The 19,439-nt window shown below is 73.0% G+C and carries 16 protein-coding genes and 1 tRNA gene; 16 read left to right on the top strand and 1 reads right to left on the bottom strand.

Annotated elements, in window-relative coordinates:
• Nucleotides 1-165: 165 nt before the first annotated feature.
• From ACFU74_RS07680 to ACFU74_RS07670, 3 genes are all read left to right on the top strand, one after another.
• Nucleotides 166-1,740, top strand: a complete 1,575-nt coding sequence (locus tag ACFU74_RS07680; protein WP_380753327.1) for an MFS transporter — start codon at nucleotides 166-168, stop codon at nucleotides 1,738-1,740.
• Nucleotides 1,741-2,046: 306 nt separating this feature from the next.
• On the top strand, nucleotides 2,047-2,931 hold the full coding sequence (locus ACFU74_RS07675) for a trypsin-like serine peptidase (RefSeq protein WP_380753324.1): 885 nt from the start codon (nucleotides 2,047-2,049) through the stop codon (nucleotides 2,929-2,931).
• Nucleotides 2,932-3,029: 98 nt separating this feature from the next.
• Nucleotides 3,030-3,707 carry a hypothetical protein gene (locus ACFU74_RS07670; RefSeq protein WP_380753321.1) on the top strand — a complete coding sequence of 226 codons (678 nt, stop codon included), beginning with the start codon at nucleotides 3,030-3,032 and terminating at the stop codon, nucleotides 3,705-3,707.
• A 135-nt stretch (nucleotides 3,708-3,842) separates the two neighbouring features.
• Here the strand turns inward: ACFU74_RS07670 and ACFU74_RS07665 are convergent.
• Nucleotides 3,843-3,914 (bottom strand) — tRNA-Arg (locus ACFU74_RS07665).
• A gap of 165 nt (nucleotides 3,915-4,079) precedes the next feature.
• Between ACFU74_RS07665 and ACFU74_RS07660 the strand changes: the two genes are divergently transcribed.
• From ACFU74_RS07660 to ACFU74_RS07600, 13 genes are all read left to right on the top strand, one after another.
• Entirely contained in the window at nucleotides 4,080-4,514 is a 435-nt protein-coding gene (locus ACFU74_RS07660) for a PleD family two-component system response regulator (RefSeq protein WP_380753338.1), read from the top strand.
• A 73-nt stretch (nucleotides 4,515-4,587) separates the two neighbouring features.
• Nucleotides 4,588-6,243: an arginine--tRNA ligase gene (gene argS, locus ACFU74_RS07655; protein ID WP_380753318.1), complete on the top strand. Its 1,656-nt coding sequence runs from the start codon at nucleotides 4,588-4,590 to the stop codon at nucleotides 6,241-6,243.
• An 87-nt stretch (nucleotides 6,244-6,330) separates the two neighbouring features.
• Nucleotides 6,331-7,725: a diaminopimelate decarboxylase gene (lysA, locus tag ACFU74_RS07650; RefSeq protein ID WP_380753315.1), complete on the top strand. Its 1,395-nt coding sequence runs from the start codon at nucleotides 6,331-6,333 to the stop codon at nucleotides 7,723-7,725.
• Between the two features lie 136 nt (nucleotides 7,726-7,861).
• Entirely contained in the window at nucleotides 7,862-9,154 is a 1,293-nt protein-coding gene (locus ACFU74_RS07645; RefSeq protein WP_380753312.1) for a homoserine dehydrogenase, read from the top strand.
• Between the two features lie 9 nt (nucleotides 9,155-9,163).
• Nucleotides 9,164-10,261, top strand: a complete 1,098-nt coding sequence (gene thrC, locus ACFU74_RS07640; protein ID WP_380753309.1) for a threonine synthase — start codon at nucleotides 9,164-9,166, stop codon at nucleotides 10,259-10,261.
• Between the two features lie 356 nt (nucleotides 10,262-10,617).
• Complete coding sequence (thrB, locus tag ACFU74_RS07635) at nucleotides 10,618-11,553, top strand: homoserine kinase (protein WP_380753306.1); 936 nt, start codon at nucleotides 10,618-10,620, stop codon at nucleotides 11,551-11,553.
• Nucleotides 11,554-12,134: 581 nt separating this feature from the next.
• Nucleotides 12,135-14,213 (top strand): transcription termination factor Rho, encoded by a 2,079-nt coding sequence (gene rho / locus ACFU74_RS07630; RefSeq protein ID WP_380753303.1) that lies wholly within the window; start codon nucleotides 12,135-12,137, stop codon nucleotides 14,211-14,213.
• A 142-nt stretch (nucleotides 14,214-14,355) separates the two neighbouring features.
• Complete coding sequence (locus ACFU74_RS07625) at nucleotides 14,356-15,459, top strand: LCP family protein (RefSeq protein WP_380753300.1); 1,104 nt, start codon at nucleotides 14,356-14,358, stop codon at nucleotides 15,457-15,459.
• A 193-nt stretch (nucleotides 15,460-15,652) separates the two neighbouring features.
• Nucleotides 15,653-15,874 carry a 50S ribosomal protein L31 gene (gene rpmE / locus ACFU74_RS07620; RefSeq protein WP_030057539.1) on the top strand — a complete coding sequence of 74 codons (222 nt, stop codon included), beginning with the start codon at nucleotides 15,653-15,655 and terminating at the stop codon, nucleotides 15,872-15,874.
• Between the two features lie 145 nt (nucleotides 15,875-16,019).
• On the top strand, nucleotides 16,020-17,096 hold the full coding sequence (gene prfA / locus ACFU74_RS07615; RefSeq protein WP_380753297.1) for a peptide chain release factor 1: 1,077 nt from the start codon (nucleotides 16,020-16,022) through the stop codon (nucleotides 17,094-17,096).
• A 55-nt stretch (nucleotides 17,097-17,151) separates the two neighbouring features.
• Complete coding sequence (gene prmC / locus ACFU74_RS07610) at nucleotides 17,152-18,018, top strand: peptide chain release factor N(5)-glutamine methyltransferase (RefSeq protein WP_380753294.1); 867 nt, start codon at nucleotides 17,152-17,154, stop codon at nucleotides 18,016-18,018.
• Nucleotides 18,019-18,055: 37 nt separating this feature from the next.
• Nucleotides 18,056-18,703, top strand: a complete 648-nt coding sequence (locus tag ACFU74_RS07605) for an L-threonylcarbamoyladenylate synthase (RefSeq protein ID WP_380753291.1) — start codon at nucleotides 18,056-18,058, stop codon at nucleotides 18,701-18,703.
• Between the two features lie 29 nt (nucleotides 18,704-18,732).
• Complete coding sequence (locus ACFU74_RS07600) at nucleotides 18,733-19,374, top strand: protein-tyrosine-phosphatase (RefSeq protein ID WP_380753335.1); 642 nt, start codon at nucleotides 18,733-18,735, stop codon at nucleotides 19,372-19,374.
• Nucleotides 19,375-19,439: the final 65 nt, after the last annotated feature.

The raw sequence follows: 19,439 nt of genomic DNA, 5'->3' as shown, positions 1-19,439 counted from the left end.
CCCGGGGACGGTCCCGGGGGCCTCGTGCCGTGGTCCCACGTGCTCTGGTTCCTTGGTCCTGATCCAACCGATTTGTACAGATTTTCCTTGCCATTCGCCACCCCGCGCGTTTGGCTGGAAGGCGACTGCGTGACCTCTCCGCACCCCTCCGGAAAGGCTCTCCCAGTGTCTGCCCAAGCCCAAGCCCCCCATGGTCGTGCGGCGGCGGAGTCCCGCCGCTGGTGGGCCCTGGCGGTCATCGCCATCGCCCAGTTGATGATCGTCCTCGACATCACCATCGTGAACATCGCCCTCCCGTCGGCACAGAAGGACCTCGGCATCTCGGACGCCGACCGGCAGTGGGTGATCACCGCCTACACGCTGGCCTTCGGCGGACTGCTGCTGCTCGGCGGCCGGCTCGGGGACCTCTTCGGCCGCAAGCGCGTCTTCATCGTCGGCCTGCTCGGCTTCGCCCTCGCCTCGGCGATCGGCGGCGCCGCGACCGGGTCGGCGATGCTGTTCGGCGCCCGCGCCCTGCAAGGCGCCTTCGGCGCGCTGCTCGCCCCCTCCGCGCTGGGCCTGCTCTCCACGACCTTCTCCGATCCCAAGGAGCGGAGCACCGCCTTCGGCATCTTCGGCGCGATCGCCGGCGGCGGCGCCGCGATCGGCCTGATCACCGGCGGCCTGCTGACCGAGTACCTCAACTGGCGCTGGTGCCTGTTCGTCAACACCCCGATCGCGGTGGTGACCGCCTTCGCGGCGTTCTCCGTGCTGGAGCGCGACCACATCGGCAAGGGCACCCGGGTCAGGCTGGACCTGCCCGGCGCGCTGCTCGGCTGTGGCGGCCTGCTCGCCATCGTGTTCGGCATGTCCGAGGCGGTCACCCGGGGCTGGGGCGACTGGCTGGTGCTGGGCTCGCTGCTGTTCGGCGTGCTGCTGCTGGTGGCGTTCGTCCTGGTCGAGAAGCGGACCGCGCACGCCCTGCTGCCGCTGCACATCGTCGCCGAACGGAACCGGGGCGGCGGCGCCCTCTCGGTCGGCCTGGCGATGGTCGGCATGTTCGGCCTGTTCCTGTTCCTGACCTACTACCTCCAGGTGATCAAGGGCTTCTCGCCGGTCATGTCCGGCGTCTCCTTCCTGCCGATGACGGCCGCCATCGTCATCAGTTCGACGGCCATCGCGGCCCGGCTGATGACCCGCGTCCGGTCCCGCAACCTCATCGGGCCGGGGCTGCTGTTGGCCGCCGCGGGCATGGCCTGGCTGACCCAGATGCAGGTGGGCAGCTCCTGGGCCGGCGTCGTGCTGCCCGCGGAACTGCTGCTCGGCCTCGGCATGGGCCTGGTCTTCATGCCGTCGATGAGCCTGGCCACCCTCGGCGTCGCGCCGAACGAGGCGGGCGCGGCCTCGGCGACCATCAACTCGGCCCAGCAGGTCGGCGGCTCCTTCGGCACGGCGCTGCTGAACACCATCGCGGCCAGCGCCACCGCGAGCTGGCTGGCCGCCCGGATCGCCGGCGCCGGGGACCCCGCCGTCCAGGCCCAGGGCGCGGTGCACGGCTACGTGGTCGCCACCTGGGTGGCGATGGGCGTCCTGCTGCTGGCCGCGCTGATCGCGTTCGTGATGATCGACCACCGGCCGGCGCCGGGGGAGGCCGCCGAGGCCACCGGTGACGCCGCCGGCGGGGCGGAGGCCGGAGCCGGCGCGCAGGCGCCGCAGACCGGGGCCCAGACCCCGGCCCACCAGCGGCAGCAGGCTCAGTGAAGTTTGCTGAAACCCTTCGCAGTCCACTCGCGGCGCCTGCCTGACTCCTCGCCGCCGCCCGGTTCCGGGGCCGCCCGCCGCTCGACTGCGCCCGGGCCGGCTCGGTGGCCGGCGCGCCTGCACCACCGCGGGCACCCGCACCGCCTACAGCACCCCCGCCGCGCCGGCCGAGCACTGGCGGCGGGGCGGCCGGGGCGACCGGCTGAATTCTCATCGCGTTCCCAGCGGCGCATCACGACCCTCCCAGCCCGGGGCGCCATAGTCGGTTCCCGTACCGCCGCCGACCAGGGCAGGAGCCGACCAGGCATGGGCCAGCACCGCCGCCGCACCCGCCGACGCCGCCTCCTGGCCCCGACGCTGATCACCACCACCCTCTCCGCGGTCACCGTGGCGGCCGTGGTGGTCGGCACCCACAGCGTGACGCCCAGGGCCACCGCCGTGGCCTCCCCGGAGATCCCGACGGCCACGGCGTCCGCCGCCCCGGCACCTGCTCCGACCCCCACCCCGACCCCCACCCCGAGCGACCCGCCGGGCACCACCGCCACCGCCCCGGCCACCTCCGAGGCGGCCACCGTCGGCGCCCTGTTCAACGGCGACGTGCGGGCCGGCAACCACTTCTGCACCGCCAGCGTGCTGCACAGCCCCACCGGCAACCTGCTGCTCACCGCCGCCCACTGCGTCGACGCCCCCGACACCGACCGCGACACCGTCACCTTCGCCCCCGGCTACCGCGACGGCCGGGCCCCGTACGGCACCTGGCGGGTCACCGCCGTGCACACCACCGACGGCTGGTCCCAGGACGGTGACCAGGACGAGGACTTCGCCGTCCTGGAGACCGCCGCCGACGCCACCGGCCGCCGGATCGAGGACGTGGTCGGCGGCAACGCGCTGGGCACCGACGAGCCGTCCGGCACCGCCGTCCGACTCTACGGCTACCCCGCCGGCGCCGAGCGGCCCCTGCTGTGCACCAACACCACCGACAGCCGGAGCGACCTGCAACGCGTCGTCGACTGCCCCGACTACCCGGGCGGCACCAGCGGCGGGCCCTGGATCTCCACCGCCACCGGCCACGTCATCGGCGCCATCGGCGGCTACCAGGAGGGCGGCGACACCGACGACACCTCCTACAGCGCCGCCTTCGGCCACACCGTCGCGGACCTCTACGCCGAGGCCGTCGCCGCCGCGTCCTGACCGCCCCGCCCGCTCGAAATCCGGTTCGATCACCGGCCGCTCCTGTGGGACGCTCTCCGCGCAAAGATCGTCCACGATGTCTCGGGAGCCCTTCCACCGTGCGCCGCACCGCCGTTCTCGCCGTCACCGCCACCGTCCTCGCCCTGCTCGCCGGCTGCCGGGGGGACGGCGGGTCCGCCGCGGCGGGCGCCTTCGACCCGGCGCAGGCCGTGGCGGAGGGAGGCAAGGAGCCGTACGCGGTCACCGTGAGGGCGACCCATGCCTGGGACGCGTCCGCCATCACGGCGCGGTTCAACCTCAACACCGTGTTCACCGGCCGCTACGAGTTCAAGGACGAGGACGGAGGCGTCCGGGAGACCGTCACCACCGTGGACGCGGAGTACGTGCGGGGGCACGACGACGCCGGCACCTGGCTGAGGACCCCGCGGAGCGCCGAGGTCTCGGACTTCGACTACAGCGGCTACGCCAAGCTGCTGCTCGCCCAGGGCGCGTCCGCCCGCAAGGGGATGGAGAGCACGGACGGCGTGCCGGCCTACCACCTCGCCGGCCACCTCGGGGTGGACCAGCTCGCCGGGCCCCTCCCGGCGGCCCACCGCATGCTGGCCGCGTCGGGCGTCACGGGCATCGACCTCGACCAGTGGATCGACGCCCGGGGCCGCACCCGCCGGGTCGAGCAGACGATGGTCGTCGACGGCCGGAAGGACGTGCTGAAGCTGGCCTTCAGCGACTTCGGGCCCGCCGAGACCTTCGCCGCGCCCGCCCCCGTCGCCGGCTGACGCCCCGGCGCCCGGGGCAACTCCGCCGCCCCGGGCGCCGGTTGGCGCGCCACCGGCGGGGGCCGGAAAACGAATCAGGCCCAGTCCGGTGGCAACTCGCCACTGGCCTGGGCCTCTTCGGCACTTCTTGCGAAGTGCCCCCGGTAGGATTCGAACCTACGCACCCGCCTCCGGAGGGCGGTGCTCTATCCCCTGAGCTACGGGGGCTTGCTCGGTGTTGTCGTCGCGTTCGCTTCGACGTGGAGAACACTACCAGGCCCGGGGCGTGCTCCGTGCACGGGTTTCCGCGGGGCCGGGCGGGCGGGCCGGTGGAAGTGCGGAAAGGCCGGACGGGGCGGCGGGGCCGCCGATACCCTCGGTGAGGTGTCGGGAGTGTCCGGGCGGGTCCTCGTGGTGGACGACAGCGAGGTGATCCGCCAGCTGATCAGGGTCAACCTGGAGCTGGAGGGCTTCGAGGTGGTGACCGCCGCCGACGGTGCCGAGTGCCTGGAGGTGGTCCGCCGGGTGAAGCCCGACGTGGTGACGCTGGACGTGATGATGCCGCGGCTGGACGGCCTGCGGACGGCGGCCCGGCTGCGGGCGGCGCCGGGGACGCGGCTGCTGCCGATCGCGATCGTGAGCGCCTGCACGCCGGCCGACCTGGACCTGGGGGAGTCGGTCGGGGTGGACGGCTACCTGGGCAAGCCCTTCGACCCGGCGGACCTGGTGGCACTGGTGCGGCGGCTGGCGGAACTCGGCCGGGACCAGGACGACGGCCCCGTCGGCGGATTTCGCCCTCAGCGAACAGATCGGGGCGATCGAGGCTGAGCGACGGTGTCCGGCGTCTCAACCGCCAAACCGAGTGGCGGGTGCCCTCCCCCTCTCGCCTACGCTTGGCGTCGTGACCCCCGCAGAGCTTTCCCAGGCAGTCCAGGCCGCAGTGAGCGCCGCCGTCGAGGCGGGCGAGCTGGCCGTCGCCGTGCCCGAGCACGTGACGGTCGAGCGGCCCAAGAACAGGGACCACGGCGACTACGCGACCAACGTGGCCCTCCAGCTCGCCAAGGCGGCCGGCCGGCCGCCGCGAGCCGTTGCCGAGGTGCTGGCCGACCGCCTGCGAGGGATCACCGGCGTCGCCGAGGTCGACATCGCCGGACCGGGCTTCCTGAACATCACCCTGGACACCGCCACCCAGGGCGAGCTGGCCCGCACCATCGTCGAGGCGGGCGCGGGCTACGGCCGCAACGAGGCGCTCAAGGGCCTGCGGATCAACCTGGAGTTCGTCTCCGCCAACCCGACCGGCCCGATCCACATCGGCGGCGTCCGCTGGGCCGCCGTCGGCGACTCGCTGGCCCGGGTGCTGCGCGCCTCCGGCGCCGACGTCACCACCGAGTACTACCTCAACGACGCCGGCGTGCAGATCACCAAGTTCGCCGCCTCGCTCCAGGCCGCCGCGAACGGCCGCGAGGTGCCGGAGGGCGGCTACGTCGGCGAGTACATCGTCGACATCGCCAAGGCGATCACCGGGGCCGTCCCCGGCCTGCTGGAGAAGTCCGAGGACGAGCAGCTCCAGGTCTTCCGCACCGAGGGCCTCAAGCTCATGGTCGCCGAGATCAAGCGCTCCATGGACGAGTTCGGCACCCACTTCGACGTCTGGTTCTCGGAGAAGTCGCTGCACGACTCGGGCGCCGTCGGCGAGTCCATCGAGCGGCTGCGCGAGCAGGGTCACGTCTTCGAGCAGGACGGCGCCATCTGGCTGCGCACCACCGACTTCGGCGACGACAAGGACCGCGTCCTGGTCAAGGCCGACGGCGACACCACCTACTTCGCCGCCGACGCCGCCTACTACCTCTCCAAGCGCGACCGCGGCGCCGAGGTCTCCGTCTACATGCTGGGCGCGGACCACCACGGCTACGTCAACCGCCTCAAGGCCATCGCCGCCTGCGCGGGCGACGACATGGACCGCAACATCGAGGTCCGGATCGGCCAGTTCGTGAAGATGCTGCGCGACGGCGAGGAGGTCCGCATGTCCAAGCGGGCCGGCAACATCATCACGATCGACGACGTCGTCGAGTGGATCGGCGTGGACGCGGCCCGCTACACCCTGGCGCGGTCCTCCACCGACTCCACCATCACCCTCGACATCAACGTGCTGACCAGCCAGACCAACGAGAACCCGGTCTTCTACGTCCAGTACGCGCACGCCCGGATGTGCTCGGTCCAGCGCAAGGCGGGCGAGCTGGGCATCACCCGGTCCGCCGATTTCAAACCCGAACTGCTCGCCACCGAGTGGGAGTCCGACCTGCTCGGCCAGCTCGGCGAGTTCCCGCGCGTCCTGGCGACGGCCGGCGAGCTGCGCGAGCCGCACCGGGTCGCGCGCTACCTGGAGGAGCTGGCGGGCAAGTACCACCGCTTCTACGACAACTGCCAGATCCTGCCGAAGGGCGACGACGAGGCCACCGACCTCACGCACGCCCGGCTCTGGCTGGCCGACGCGACACGCACGGTCATCGCGAACGGCCTGACGCTGCTGGGCGTCTCGGCGCCCGAGCGGATGTAGGCACCACCCCCATGTGCACAGCGGGGGCGGCGGACGGTCAACGGGGACCGTCGCCGCCCCTCGCCATAGGTCGAGGAAACCAACGACATGTCTCGCTCCGCACACCCCGCAGGTCCCCGGCACGGCGACGTGCTGCCCGAAGGCCACTACCAGGCGCCGCCGAGCGACCTGAACGCGCTCGACCCCAAGGTCTGGTCGCGGACCGTCGCCCGTGACGCCGAGGGCGTGGTCACCGTCGGCGGCGTCGGCGTGAAGCGGCTGGCCGCCGAGTTCGGCACCCCGGTGTACGTCATGGACGAGGCCGACTTCCGGGCCCGGGCGCGCGCCTGGCGCGAGGCCTTCGGCACGGACGCCGACGTCTTCTACGCGGGCAAGGCCTTCCTCTCCAAGGCCGTCGTGCGCTGGCTGCACGAGGAGGGGCTCAACCTGGACGTGTGCAGCCCGGGCGAGCTGGCCGTGGCACTGGCCGCCGGGATGCCGCCGGAGCGGATCGCGCTGCACGGCAACAACAAGTCGGTGGACGAGCTCGAACACGCGGTGAAGTCCGGGGTCGGACACATCGTGGTCGACTCCTACGAGGAGATCGAGCGGCTCGCGGCGATCGCCGGCCGACAGGGCGTGCGCCAGCCGGTGCTGATCCGGATCACCGTCGGCGTCGAGGCGCACACCCACGAGTTCATCGCCACCGCGCACGAGGACCAGAAGTTCGGCCTCTCACTGACCGGGGGAGCGGCCGCCGAGGCGGTCCGCCGGGTGCTGGCGCACGGCGCGAGCCTGGAACTGCGCGGCATCCACTCGCACATCGGCTCGCAGATCTTCGACACCGCCGGCTTCGAGGTGGCCGCCCGCCGGGTGGTCGGCCTGCTGGCGTCGATCCGCGACGAGCACGGCGTCGAACTGCCCGAGATCGACCTCGGCGGCGGCCTCGGCATCGCCTACACCAGCGAGGACGACCCGCGCGAGCCGGCCGAGATCGCCGCCGCGCTGGCCGACATCGTGCGCCGCGAGTGCGCCGCCGCGAACCTGACCGCCCCCCGGCTGAGCGTGGAGCCGGGCCGGGCGATCGTCGGCCCGACCGCGTTCACCCTGTACGAGGTGGGCACCGTCAAGCCGCTGGAGGGCCTGCGCACCTACGTCAGCGTGGACGGCGGGATGTCCGACAACATCCGCACCGCGCTGTACGACGCCGAGTACTCGGTGGCCCTGGTGTCGCGCACCAGCGACGCCGCCCCGATGCTGGTGCGGGTGGTCGGCAAGCACTGCGAGTCCGGCGACATCGTCGTCCGGGACGCCTTCCTGCCGGCCGACCTCGCCCCGGGCGACCTCATCGCGGTGCCCGCCACCGGCGCCTACTGCCGCTCCATGGCGAGCAACTACAACCACGCCCTCAAGCCCCCCGTGCTCGCCGTCCGTGACGGCGCGGCCCGGGTGATCGTCCGGCGCGAGACGGAGGAGGATCTCCTGCGTCTCGATATCGGATGACGAAATCCTTGTCTCAGATCATGGAACGACCGTAGATCCGTACGGAAAGTCCCGGAGACTGGTAGGAACCGAAAGTCCGGCGGGCCCCCGAAAAACCCGCCGGAACGACCGAAGCACGATGAATGAGCGGAGTCGGATGATGCGTACGCGGCCGCTGAAGGTGGCGTTGCTGGGCTGTGGTGTGGTGGGCTCCGAGGTGGCGCGCATCATGACGACAGACGCCGCCGACCTCGCCGCGCGCATCGGCGCGCCGGTCGAGCTCGCCGGCATCGCGGTCCGCCGGGCCGGCCGCCCCCGCCCGGGGGTGCCCGAGCACCTGCTGACCACCGACGCCGAGGCCCTGGTGAACCGGGGCGACATCGACGTGGTGATCGAGGTCGTGGGCGGCATCGAGCCGTCCAAACACCTCATCCTGTCGGCGTTCGAGCAGGGCGCCTCGGTGGTCAGCGCCAACAAGGCGCTGCTCGCCAAGGACGGCACCGAGCTGCACGCGGCGGCGGCCGAGGCAGGCGTGGACCTCTACTACGAGGCCGCGGTGGCCGGCGCGATCCCGCTGCTGCGCCCGCTGCGCGAGTCGCTGGCCGGCGACCGGGTCAACCGGGTGCTCGGCATCGTCAACGGCACCACCAACTTCATCCTCGACAAGATGGACACCACCGGCGCCGGGTACTCGGAGGCGCTGGAGGAGGCCACCGCGCTCGGTTACGCCGAGGCCGACCCGACCGCCGACGTGGAGGGCTTCGACGCCGCCGCCAAGGCCGCGATCCTGGCCGGCATCGCCTTCCACACCAAGGTGACCGCGGCGGACGTCTACCGCGAGGGCCTCACCGAGGTCACCGCCGCCGACATCGCCTCCGCCAAGGCGATGGGCTGCGTGGTCAAGCTGCTGGCGATCTGCGAGCGGGCCGCCGACGGCGAGTCGGTCACCGCGCGCGTCCACCCGGCGATGATCCCGCTGTCGCACCCGCTGGCCTCGGTCCGCGAGGCGTACAACGCGGTGTTCGTGGAGGCCGAGGCGGCCGGCCGGCTGATGTTCTACGGCCCGGGGGCGGGCGGCGCGCCGACCGCCTCCGCGGTGCTCGGCGACCTCGTCGCGGTCTGCCGCAACAAGCTCGCCGGTGCCACCGGCCCCGGCGACTCGGTGTACACCAGGCTGCCGGCCAAGCCGATGGACGAGGTCGTCACCCGCTACCACGTCAGCCTGGACGTCGACGACCGCGCGGGCGTGCTCGCGCAGGTCGCCTCCGTCTTCGCCGAGCACGGCGTCTCCATCGACACCGTGCGCCAGCAGGGCCGCGACGGCGACGCCTCGCTCGTCGTGGTCACCCACCGCGCCACCGACGCCGCGCTGTCGGCGACGGTGGACAAGCTCCGCGCACTCGACAGCGTGCGCGACGTGGCCAGCATCATGCGGGTCGAAGGGGAATAGGAACAGATGATGAGCAGCGTTGCCGAGAACGCCGCCCGTGGCACCCACACCCACCAATGGCGTGGCCTGATCGAGGAGTACCGGGACCGTCTGCCGGTCAGCGCGGCGACCCCGGTGGTCACCCTGCTGGAGGGCGGCACCCCGCTGGTCCCCGCCCAGGTGCTCTCCGAGCGCACCGGCTGCGAGGTCTACCTCAAGGTCGAGGGCGCCAACCCGACCGGGTCCTTCAAGGACCGCGGCATGACGATGGCCATCTCCAAGGCGAAGGAGGACGGCGCCCAGGCCGTCATCTGCGCCTCCACCGGCAACACCTCGGCCTCCGCCGCGGCCTACGCGGTGCGGGCCGGGATGGTGTCGGCGGTGCTCGTCCCGCAGGGCAAGATCGCCCTCGGCAAGATGGGCCAGGCGCTGGTGCACGGCGCGAAGATCCTCCAGGTGGACGGGAACTTCGACGACTGCCTCACCCTTGCGCGTGAACTGTCCGAGAAGTACCCGGTGGCGCTGGTCAACTCGGTGAACCCGGTCCGCATCGAGGGCCAGAAGACCGCCGCCTTCGAGATCGTCGACATGCTCGGCGACGCACCGGACATCCACGTGCTGCCGGTCGGCAACGCGGGCAACATCACCGCGTACTGGAAGGGCTACCGCGAGTACGCGGCGGACGGCCTGGCCGCCCGCACCCCGCGGATGTGGGGCTTCCAGGCCTCCGGCTCGGCCCCGATCGTGGACGGCGCCCCGGTGCTCAAGCCGCAGACCATCGCCACCGCGATCCGGATCGGCAACCCGGCCTCCTGGGACTTCGCGCTCGCCGCGCGGGACGAGTCGGGTGGCCTGATCGACAAGGTCACCGACCGTCAGATCCTTTCCGCGTACCGCCTGTTGGCCTCCCAGGAGGGCGTCTTCGTGGAGCCCGCCTCGGCCGCCTCGGTGGCCGGCCTGCTGGCCAAGGCGGAGGCCGGCCTGGTCGACCCGGGCCAGCGGATCGTCTGCACCGTGACCGGCAACGGCCTCAAGGACCCCGACTGGGCGGTGGCCGGCGCGCCGCAGCCGCAGATCGTCCCGATCGACCCCGAGGCCGCCGCGCAGCGCCTGGGCCTGCTCGACTAGCCCCACCCGACCCGGGGGCCCGTCCCCCCACCGGGCCGACCCTTTCGGGGGTCGGCCCGGTTTACGTTCTTGACTGACACTTTTGTGTCAATTCACCGGCGCTTTCCGATCCGATTCCCGCATGCATTCCGGCCAGAAGCGGCAACACACCAGACCGAAGGCCCACGGGGTGTACCGCTGTGGAACCTCTCTTCGATACTCTGGGTCCGGCCGTGTGGCACATGCCCCGGGTCCGGCCCCGTCGGGGGCCGCACCATCGACTGTGACCGTCCGCCCCGGCCGGGGCCCGCGGCCCCCCCCCCACCCTCGCACCGACGCGCTTCGCGCCGCCCGATTTCCCCAGGAGAGTCCACCGCATGGCCGGTCCTGCGTTCCGTGCCGCCGCCGTCCGGGTCCGGGTTCCCGCGACCAGTGCCAACCTCGGCCCGGGTTTCGACGCCTTCGGACTCGCACTGGGTCTGTACGACGACGTGGTCGTCCGGGTCGCCGACTCCGGGCTCTCCGTCGACATCGCCGGCGAGGGGGCCGACACCCTTCCGCGGGACGAGCGCCACCTGCTGGTCCGCTCGATGCGCGCCGCCTTCGACCGCCTCGGCGGCCAGCCGCGCGGCCTCGAAGTGGTCTGCGCCAACCGGATACCGCACGGCCGCGGCCTGGGCTCCTCGTCCGCCGCGATCTGCGCCGGCATCGTCGCCGCCCGGGCCGTCACCATCGGCGGACCGTCCGCCCTGGACGACGACGCCCTGCTGGCCCTCGCGTCCGAGCTGGAGGGCCACCCGGACAACGTGGCGGCCTGCCTGCGGGGCAACTTCACCGTGGCGTGGACCGAGGAGGACACCGCCCGGGCGATCGCCCTGGAGCCGGCCGCCGAGGTCGTCCCGGTGGTGTTCGTCCCGGCGACCGAGGTGCTCACCGAGACCGCCCGCGGCCTGCTGCCCAGGACCGTCCCGCTGGCCGACGCCGCCGCCAACGCCGGCCGCTCCGCGCTGCTGGTCGAGGCGCTGACCCGCCGGCCGGACCTGCTGCTGACCGCCACCGAGGACCGGATCCACCAGGACTACCGGGCCTCCGCGATGCCGGACAGCGCCGCTCTGGTGGCCGGGCTGCGCGCCGAGGGCGTGCCCGCGGTGATCTCCGGCGCCGGCCCGACCGTGCTCGCGCTCACCGACGAGGCCGGGGTGCAGAAGGTCCTGGGCTTCGCCGGCGACCACGGCTCCGGCGGCCCGGTGTTCGCCGCGCACCGGCTGGAACTCGACCGGACCGGCGCCGCGGTGCTCCCGCTCGACGTCTGAGCACGCCGTCCGGGCCGGACCGTCCGGACACGATTGGCAAGCGCAAGGCTGGGGAATGTCTGAGGGGGTCGGTAGTGTTAACCTCATTGCTGCACCAGGTGCCCTCCGGGGCTCGGTGCGCCGCGTCCCGATCCCAGCACTCCGCACCAGCGGAGTCCCGGCGATGTACGGGGCGACGATTCTCCGGGAGCCCACCGCAGCGCGTACGCAGCCTGCCTGCGCGACTTGCGGCCGCATCCCGAAGCCGTGACGGCACCTGACTCCCACCCGCGACCTCCCACCTAGAGGCCAGGACGGGCGGAGCGCGGGCCACCGTCACGCGACGGGGGCCCGGGATTCGCAGGCAGCGTGGGGGCACCTCCCGGCCGGCGGCCGGGGGGAGGGTCGTGACACGACCGTCCCGCCACGCCACTCAGCACCACCGTGCTTCTAGCACCGCACCTCGTAGCTCTCTCCCGACTGGCACCCAGCGCCATTCGGGGGATCACCGCCTCGGACCGACGCAGTCGAGCGTTGGTCAGGACAGCACAACCGGTCGCCGAGCCAGACAGGCCGACGTCCGCTCCAGGGAAGGACCCTTAGTGAGCGACACCACCGATCTGATGGGCGCGCGCCCGGACGCCGACGCGTCGGACGCAGCCGCCGCCCCCGCGGCCCCGGCGCGGCGCCGTCGTACCGCCGCCGCGGGCCTGGACGGCATGGTCCTGGCCGAGCTGCAGAAGCTCGCCGCGGACCTGGGCATCACCGGTACCGGACGCATGCGCAAGAGCCAGCTGATCGAGACCATCAAGGAGAAGAGCGGCGGCGACCCGCTGCTCGCCGGCGCTACCGCCGCTCCGGCCGCCAAGCGCGCCGCGAAGGCCGAGACCGCCGAGCCGGCCGAGAAGCCGGCCCGCCGGACCAGCAAGGCCGCCGCCGCCCGGGCCGAGGCCCCGGCCGCCGCCGCCGAGGCGCAGGCCCAGATCGAGATCCCGGTCCAGGCCGCCGCCGAGACCGCCGCGCCCGCCCGCACCGAGCGCACCCGCCGCCGGGCCACCTCGGCCGCCGGCGCCCCGACCGCCGAGACCGCCGCCGAGGCACCCGCCGCCGTGGCGACCGAGGCCAAGCCGGCCGAGGCCCGCACCGAGGGTGCCCGCGCCTTCGAGGGCCGCGAGGAGAGCCGCGAGACCCGCCGCGACCGCCGTGAGCGCCGCGAGCGCCGTGACGGCGGCGAGCGTGAGGGCCGCCAGGAGGCCGCCGAGGCCCAGGCCGGCCAGGACGGCGAGGGGCGCGAGTCGCGCCGCGACCGCCGCAACCGGCGTGACCGCACCGAGCGCCAGCCCCAGCAGCAGAGCGCCCAGGGCGAGGCCCAGCCGAGCCGCCAGGGCGGCCAGCAGGCCCAGCCGCAGGCGCAGCAGGGCGGCTTCGAGGACGACGAGTACGGTGACGGCCGCCGCGGCCGCCGGGGCCGCTACCGCGACCGCCGGGGCCGTGGCCGCCGCGAGGGCTTCGAGACCGGCGGCACCGAGCCGCAGATCGGCGAGGACGACGTCCTGATCCCGGTCGCGGGCATCCTCGACATCCTCGACAACTACGCGTTCGTGCGCACCTCCGGCTACCTGCCGGGCCAGAACGACGTCTACGTCTCGCTCGCCCAGGTCCGCAAGAACGGCCTGCGCAAGGGCGACGCCATCACCGGCGCGGTGCGTCAGCCGCGCGAGGGCGAGCGCCGCGAGAAGTTCAACGCCATGGTGCGGCTGGACTCGGTCAACGGCATGGACCCGGAGAGCGGCCGCGGCCGCCCCGAGTTCAACAAGCTGACCCCGCTCTACCCGCAGGAGCGGCTGCGCCTGGAGACCGACCCGGGCGTGCTGACCACCCGGATCATCGACCTGGTGTCGCCGATCGGCAAGGGCCAGCGCGGTCTGATCGTCGCGCCGCCGAAGACCGGCAAGACGATGGTGCTCCAGGCGGTCGCCAACGCGATCACCCACAACAACCCCGAGTGCCACCTGATGGTCGTCCTGGTCGACGAGCGTCCGGAGGAGGTCACCGACATGCAGCGGTCGGTGAAGGGCGAGGTCATCTCCTCGACCTTCGACCGCCCGGCGGAGGACCACACCACGGTCGCCGAGCTGGCCATCGAGCGCGCCAAGCGCCTGGTGGAGCTGGGCCACGACGTGGTGATCCTGCTGGACTCGATCACCCGTCTGGGCCGCGCCTACAACCTGGCGGCGCCGGCCTCCGGCCGCATCCTGTCCGGTGGTGTCGACTCGACCGCGCTGTACCCGCCGAAGAAGTTCTTCGGCGCCGCGCGCAACATCGAGAACGGCGGCTCGCTGACCATCCTGGCCACCGCGCTGGTCGAGACCGGCTCGCGGATGGACGAGGTGATCTTCGAGGAGTTCAAGGGCACCGGCAACATGGAGCTCAAGCTCGACCGGAAGCTCTCGGACAAGCGCATCTTCCCGGCCGTCGACGTGGACGCCTCCAGCACCCGCAAGGAGGAGATCCTGCTCGGCAGCGAGGAGCTCGCCATCGTCTGGAAGCTGCGCCGGGTGCTGCACGCGCTCGACTCGCAGCAGGCGATCGAGCTGCTGCTGGACAAGATGAAGCAGACCAAGAGCAACGCCGAGTTCCTGATGCAGATCGCCAAGACGACCCCCGGGTCGGGCGACTGACGTCGTAGGGCGCGTCGAAGCACACCCGGGCCCCGGACCGCGCGAGCGGTCCGGGGCCCGTTGCCGTTCCCGGTACGGTTTGTTCCGGACTCGGGACGGATTGGGGCTATTTCGGTGGCTTGTCCGATTTACTCTGGACCGTATGGCCGAACACAAGAGGGTCCCGAGCCGCCGTCGCAAGCTCCTGCGCGCGGCCGCGTGCGCCGTCGCCGCCCTCGTCGTGCTGGGGGCCGGGGCGGCCGGGTACGCCTACCTGCGGCTGGACGGCAACCTCAAGAGCGTCGACATCGACGCCCGGCTCGGCACCGCCCGCCCGCCGGCCGCCACCGACGGCTCCTTCAACCTGCTGGTGCTCGGCTCCGACTCGCGCTCCGGCGGCAACGCGGACCTCGCCGGCGGCGACACCGGCGGCACCGCCCGCTCGGACACGGCGATGGTGGTGCACGTCAGCCAGGACCACTCGCGCGCCGACGTGGTGTCCATCCCGCGCGACACCCTCGTCGCGCGCCCCGAGTGCACGAGCCCCCAGGGCAAGGCGGTGCCGGCCGCCAAGCGCGCGATGTTCAACAGCGCCTACGAGGCCGGCGGCGCGGCCTGTGCGGTCAAGACCGCGGAACAGCTCAGCGGGCTGCGGATGGACCACTACGTCGAAGTGGACTTCAACGGCTTCGCCCGGCTGGTGGACGCGATAGGCGGGGTCACCGTGACCACCACGGTGGCCATCCACGACAAGGACAGCGGCCTGGACCTCCCGGCCGGCGAGCACCACCTGGACGGGCAGCAGGCGCTCGCCTTCGTCCGCACCCGGCACGGCGTCGGCGACGGCAGCGACCTCGGCCGGATCGAGCTGCAGAAGCAGATGGTCCGCTCGCTGCTGCGGCAGGCCGGCGGCGTCGGGCTGCTGGGCAACCCGGTCAAGCTCTGGTCGGTCGGCGACACCCTGACCCGCTCGATCACCACCGACTCCGCGCTCGCCTCGGTCAACTCGCTGGTCGGACTGGCCCAGGAGCTCAAGGGCATCGGGCCGGACCAGCTCGCCATGGTCACCCTGCCGGTGGCGGCGGCTCCGGGCGCCCCGGACCGGGTGGTCCAGCGCCAGCCCCAGGCGGACCAGCTCTGGGCGGCCCTCAAGGCCGACCGGCCGGTGCCTGCGGAGGTGGTCGCCGCCCAGCCGCAGAACCCCGCCCAGGCCACCCCCACGGCGCCCGCCACGGCTCCGGCGAAGGCGCCCGCCAAGCGTCCCTGAGGCGTCCGCGGGGGCCGGTGGGAGGCCGGTGGGAAGGTCGGCCGGGGGCCCGGCGGGGGGCCCGGAATATCCGGCGGCGCCCCCCGGTTTGGGAAGAGGCGGCCGGTCCTGGCAGACTGGACCGTCGGTCCCGGTTCACGAGCGGCATTCCAAGCCGCCGACCCGGTGCCCTCCCGAACACTAGGAGAACCCCTTGAAGCCCAACGTTCACCCCGAGTACGTGGTCACCCGTGTGACCTGCACCTGCGGCGCCGAGTTCACCACCCGCTCGACCGAGACCAGCGGCGAGATCCGCGCCGAGGTCTGCTCGCAGTGCCACCCGTTCTACACCGGCAAGCAGAAGATCCTCGACACCGGTGGCCGCGTGGCCCGCTTCGAGGCCCGCTTCGGCAAGCAGCACAGCGCGAAGGCCTAGCGCTCCCTCGGCGCCGGTTCCCGGTGCCCCCGAACTCGTTTCCGGGGGTGCTTGGGGACCGGCGCCGTTCGCGTCCCCCCGCACCTCCGCGAACACACCCGCGAAACCACCCCCGCACGACGATCCCCGGGAAGAAGGCCACCCCATGTTCGAGGCAGTCGAAGAGCTCCTCGTCGAGCACGCCGACCTCGAGAAGAGGCTGGCCGACCCGTCCGTCCACGCCGACCAGGCCAACGCCCGCAAGCTGGCCAAGCGCTACGCCGAGCTGACCCCGATCACCCGCGTCTACCGCGCGTGGCGGCAGGCCGGCGAGGACATCGAGGCCGCCCGCGAACTCGCCGCCGAGGACTCGGAGTTCCTCTCCGAGGTGAAGGACGGCGAGGCCCGCCGCGAGGAGCTGACCGAGGAGCTGCGGCTGCTGCTCGTCCCGCGCGACCCGAGCGACGACAAGGACGTCATCCTGGAGATCAAGGCGGGCGAGGGCGGCGAGGAGTCCGCGCTGTTCGCCGGCGACCTGCTCCGGATGTACCTGCGCTACGCCGAGCGGATCGGCTGGAAGACCGAGATCATCGACTCCAACGAGTCCGACCTCGGCGGCTACAAGGACGTCTCGGTCGCCGTGAAGACCAGGGGCAACGCCGAGCCCGGCCAGGGCGTCTGGGCCCGGCTGAAGTACGAGGGCGGCGTGCACCGCGTGCAGCGCGTCCCCGCCACCGAGTCGCAGGGCCGCATCCACACCTCCGCGGCGGGCGTGCTGGTCACCCCCGAGGCCGAGGAGGTCGAGGTCGAGATCCTCGCCAACGACCTGCGGATCGACGTCTACCGCTCCTCCGGCCCCGGCGGCCAGTCGGTGAACACCACCGACTCCGCGGTCCGGATCACCCACCTGCCGACCGGTATCGTGGCGTCCTGCCAGAACGAGAAGAGCCAGCTGCAGAACAAGGAGCAGGCGATGCGCATCCTGCGTTCGCGGCTGCTGGCCGCCGCGCAGGAGGAGGCCGAGCGGGAGGCCTCGGACGCGCGCCGCAGCCAGGTCCGCACGGTGGACCGTTCCGAGCGGATCCGGACGTACAACTACCCGGAGAACCGCATCTCGGACCACCGCACGGGCTTCAAGTCGTACAACCTGGACCAGGTGCTGGACGGCGAGCTGAACGCGGTCATCCAGTCCTGCGTCGACGCGGACGCCGCGGCCAAGCTCGCCGCGGCCCAACAGAACTGACACCGGCGGCGAGCCCGACGTCGAGGCCGGAGAGCGGAAGCAAGAGGTCGTACGGATGAACCTGCTACTCGCGGAGGTGGCCCAGGCCACCCAGCGGTTGGCCGCGGCCGGCGTGCCGTCGCCGCGCTTCGACGCGGAGGAGCTCGCCGCCCACGTCCACAACGTCAAGCGCAGCCAGCTGCACACCGTCCAGGACGGCGACTTCGACGCCCGGTACTGGGAGGCGGTCGCCCGCCGCGAGGCCCGCGAGCCGCTCCAGCACATCACCGGCCGCGCCTTCTTCCGCTACCTCGAACTGGAGGTCGGGCCGGGCGTGTTCGTGCCCCGCCCGGAGACCGAGACGGTCGTCGAGTGGGCCATAGACGCGGTCCGCGAGATGGACGTCGCCGAGCCGCTGGTCGTCGACCTGTGCTCCGGCTCCGGCGCCATCGCGCTCGCCCTCGCCCAGGAGCTGCCGCGCTCCACCGTGCACGCCTTCGAGCTCGACGAGGGCGCGCTGCCGTACACCCGGCGCAACATCGAGGCCTCGCCCGACCGCGCCAGGGTCACCCTGCACGAGGGGGACGCCACCCGGGCCTTCGAGGACGACCGCGCCTGGGACGGCCGCTTCGACCTGGTGATCTCCAACCCGCCGTACATCCCGCTCACCGAGTGGGAGTACGTCGCGCCGGAGGCCCGCGACCACGACCCGCAGATGTCGCTGTTCTCCGGCGAGGACGGCCTCGACACCATCCGCGGCATCGAGCGGGTCGCCGCCCGCCTGCTGCGCCCGGGCGGCGCAGTGGTGATCGAGCACGCCGACACCCAGGGCGGCCAGGTCCCGTGGATCTTCAACGAGGAGGGCGGCTGGACCGACGCCGCCGACCACCGGGACCTGAACAACCGCCCCCGCTTCACCACGGCGCGCAAGGCGTCGCTGTGAACCACGTCATGAGCCCGTCCGGAAGGGGACCGCACCGATGAGCCGCCGCTACGACTGTGCCGACGCCGGGGACCGCGCCACCGGCCTGCGCGAGGCCGCCTCGGCCATCCGCCGCGGCGAACTCGTCGTGCTGCCCACCGACACCCTGTACGGCGTCGGGGCGGACGCCTTCTCGCCGGAGGCCGTGGGCGCGCTGCTCGCCGCCAAGGGCCGCGGCCGCAACATGCCCTCGCCGGTGCTGGTCGGCTCGCCGACCACCCTGCACGGCCTGGTCACCGACTTCTCCGAGCAGGCCTGGGAGCTCGTCGACGCGTTCTGGCCGGGCGGGCTCACCCTGGTCGCCAAGCACCAGCCCTCGCTGCGCTGGGACCTCGGCGACACCCGGGGCACCGTCGCCGTCCGGATGCCGCTGCACCCGGTCGCCATCGAGCTGCTGAACGCCACCGGGCCGATGGCCGTCTCCAGTGCCAACCGGACCGGCGGCCCGTCCCCGGCCACCTGCGACGAGGCCCAGCAGCAGCTCGGCGACGCCATCTCGGTCTACCTGGACGGCGGCACCGCCGACCACGCCCAGGCCTCGTCGATCGTCGACGTCACCGGCAAGGTACCGGTGCTGCTGCGGGCCGGCGCGGTCTCCGCCGAGCAGCTGAGGGAGGTCGTCCCCGACCTGGAGGCCGGCAGTTGACGGCCGCCTCCCTCCATGCCGGGCCCGGCATATCGCCGTACCTGAGCGTGGGCCCCAGGCCGCTGGACCACTTCCGCATCCTGTACGTCTGCACCGGCAACATCTGCCGCTCGCCGATCGCCGAGCGGCTCACCCGGCGTGAGCTGGACACCCGGCTCAACCCCCGGGTGGCCGGGCGCATCCTGGTCGAGTCGGCCGGCACCTGGGGCCACGTGGGCGCGCCGATGGAGGAGCACGCCGCCACGGTGCTGGACGAGTACGGCGCCGACAGCGGCGGCTTCACCGGCCGCGAACTGCTGGACGAGCACGTGGTCGAGGCCGACCTGGTGCTCACCGCGACCCTGGACCACCGGGCCCAGGTCATCTCGATGGGCCACGAGGCGGGGCTGCGCACCTTCACCCTGAAGGAGTTCACCCGGCTGGTCCGCACGATCGACCCCGGCACCCTGCCGGACCCGCGGCGCGGCGCGGACGTCACCGAGCGCGCCCGCGCGCTGGTGCGCGCCGCCGCCGCGCTGCGCGGCTGGCTGCTGGCCGCCGACCCCGAGGCGGACGAACTGCACGACCCCTACGGCGCCCCGATCGGGATGTTCCGCAACTGCGGCGAGGAGATATTCCACGCCGTCGACCCCGTCGTCACGGCCCTCACCGGAGTCCGGGCCCTGCTCTGAGGCCCGGCCCCTTCGTCGCTCCCCCGCTTCATCCTCCCGGCGCCGGCGCGCCCTGGCTCGCTCCC

This window comes from Kitasatospora sp. NPDC057500, from assembly GCF_042802195.1.
Taxonomy (GTDB): domain Bacteria; phylum Actinomycetota; class Actinomycetes; order Streptomycetales; family Streptomycetaceae; genus Kitasatospora.
This window is presented reverse-complemented; position numbering and strand designations above follow the sequence as displayed.

Bases quoted from the DNA above. Each gene is read 5' to 3' on its own strand.
- ACFU74_RS07675 (WP_380753324.1), top strand. From the start codon at position 2,047: ATGGGCCAGCACCGCCGCCGCACCCGCCGACGCCGCCTCCTGGCCCCG.
- lysA (WP_380753315.1), top strand. From the start codon at position 6,331: ATGTCTCGCTCCGCACACCCCGCAGGTCCCCGGCACGGCGACGTGCTG.
- ACFU74_RS07645 (WP_380753312.1), top strand. From the start codon at position 7,862: ATGATGCGTACGCGGCCGCTGAAGGTGGCGTTGCTGGGCTGTGGTGTG.
- thrC (WP_380753309.1), top strand. From the start codon at position 9,164: ATGAGCAGCGTTGCCGAGAACGCCGCCCGTGGCACCCACACCCACCAA.
- thrB (WP_380753306.1), top strand. From the start codon at position 10,618: ATGGCCGGTCCTGCGTTCCGTGCCGCCGCCGTCCGGGTCCGGGTTCCC.
- ACFU74_RS07625 (WP_380753300.1), top strand. From the start codon at position 14,356: ATGGCCGAACACAAGAGGGTCCCGAGCCGCCGTCGCAAGCTCCTGCGC.
- prfA (WP_380753297.1), top strand. From the start codon at position 16,020: ATGTTCGAGGCAGTCGAAGAGCTCCTCGTCGAGCACGCCGACCTCGAG.
- prmC (WP_380753294.1), top strand. From the start codon at position 17,152: ATGAACCTGCTACTCGCGGAGGTGGCCCAGGCCACCCAGCGGTTGGCC.
- ACFU74_RS07605 (WP_380753291.1), top strand. From the start codon at position 18,056: ATGAGCCGCCGCTACGACTGTGCCGACGCCGGGGACCGCGCCACCGGC.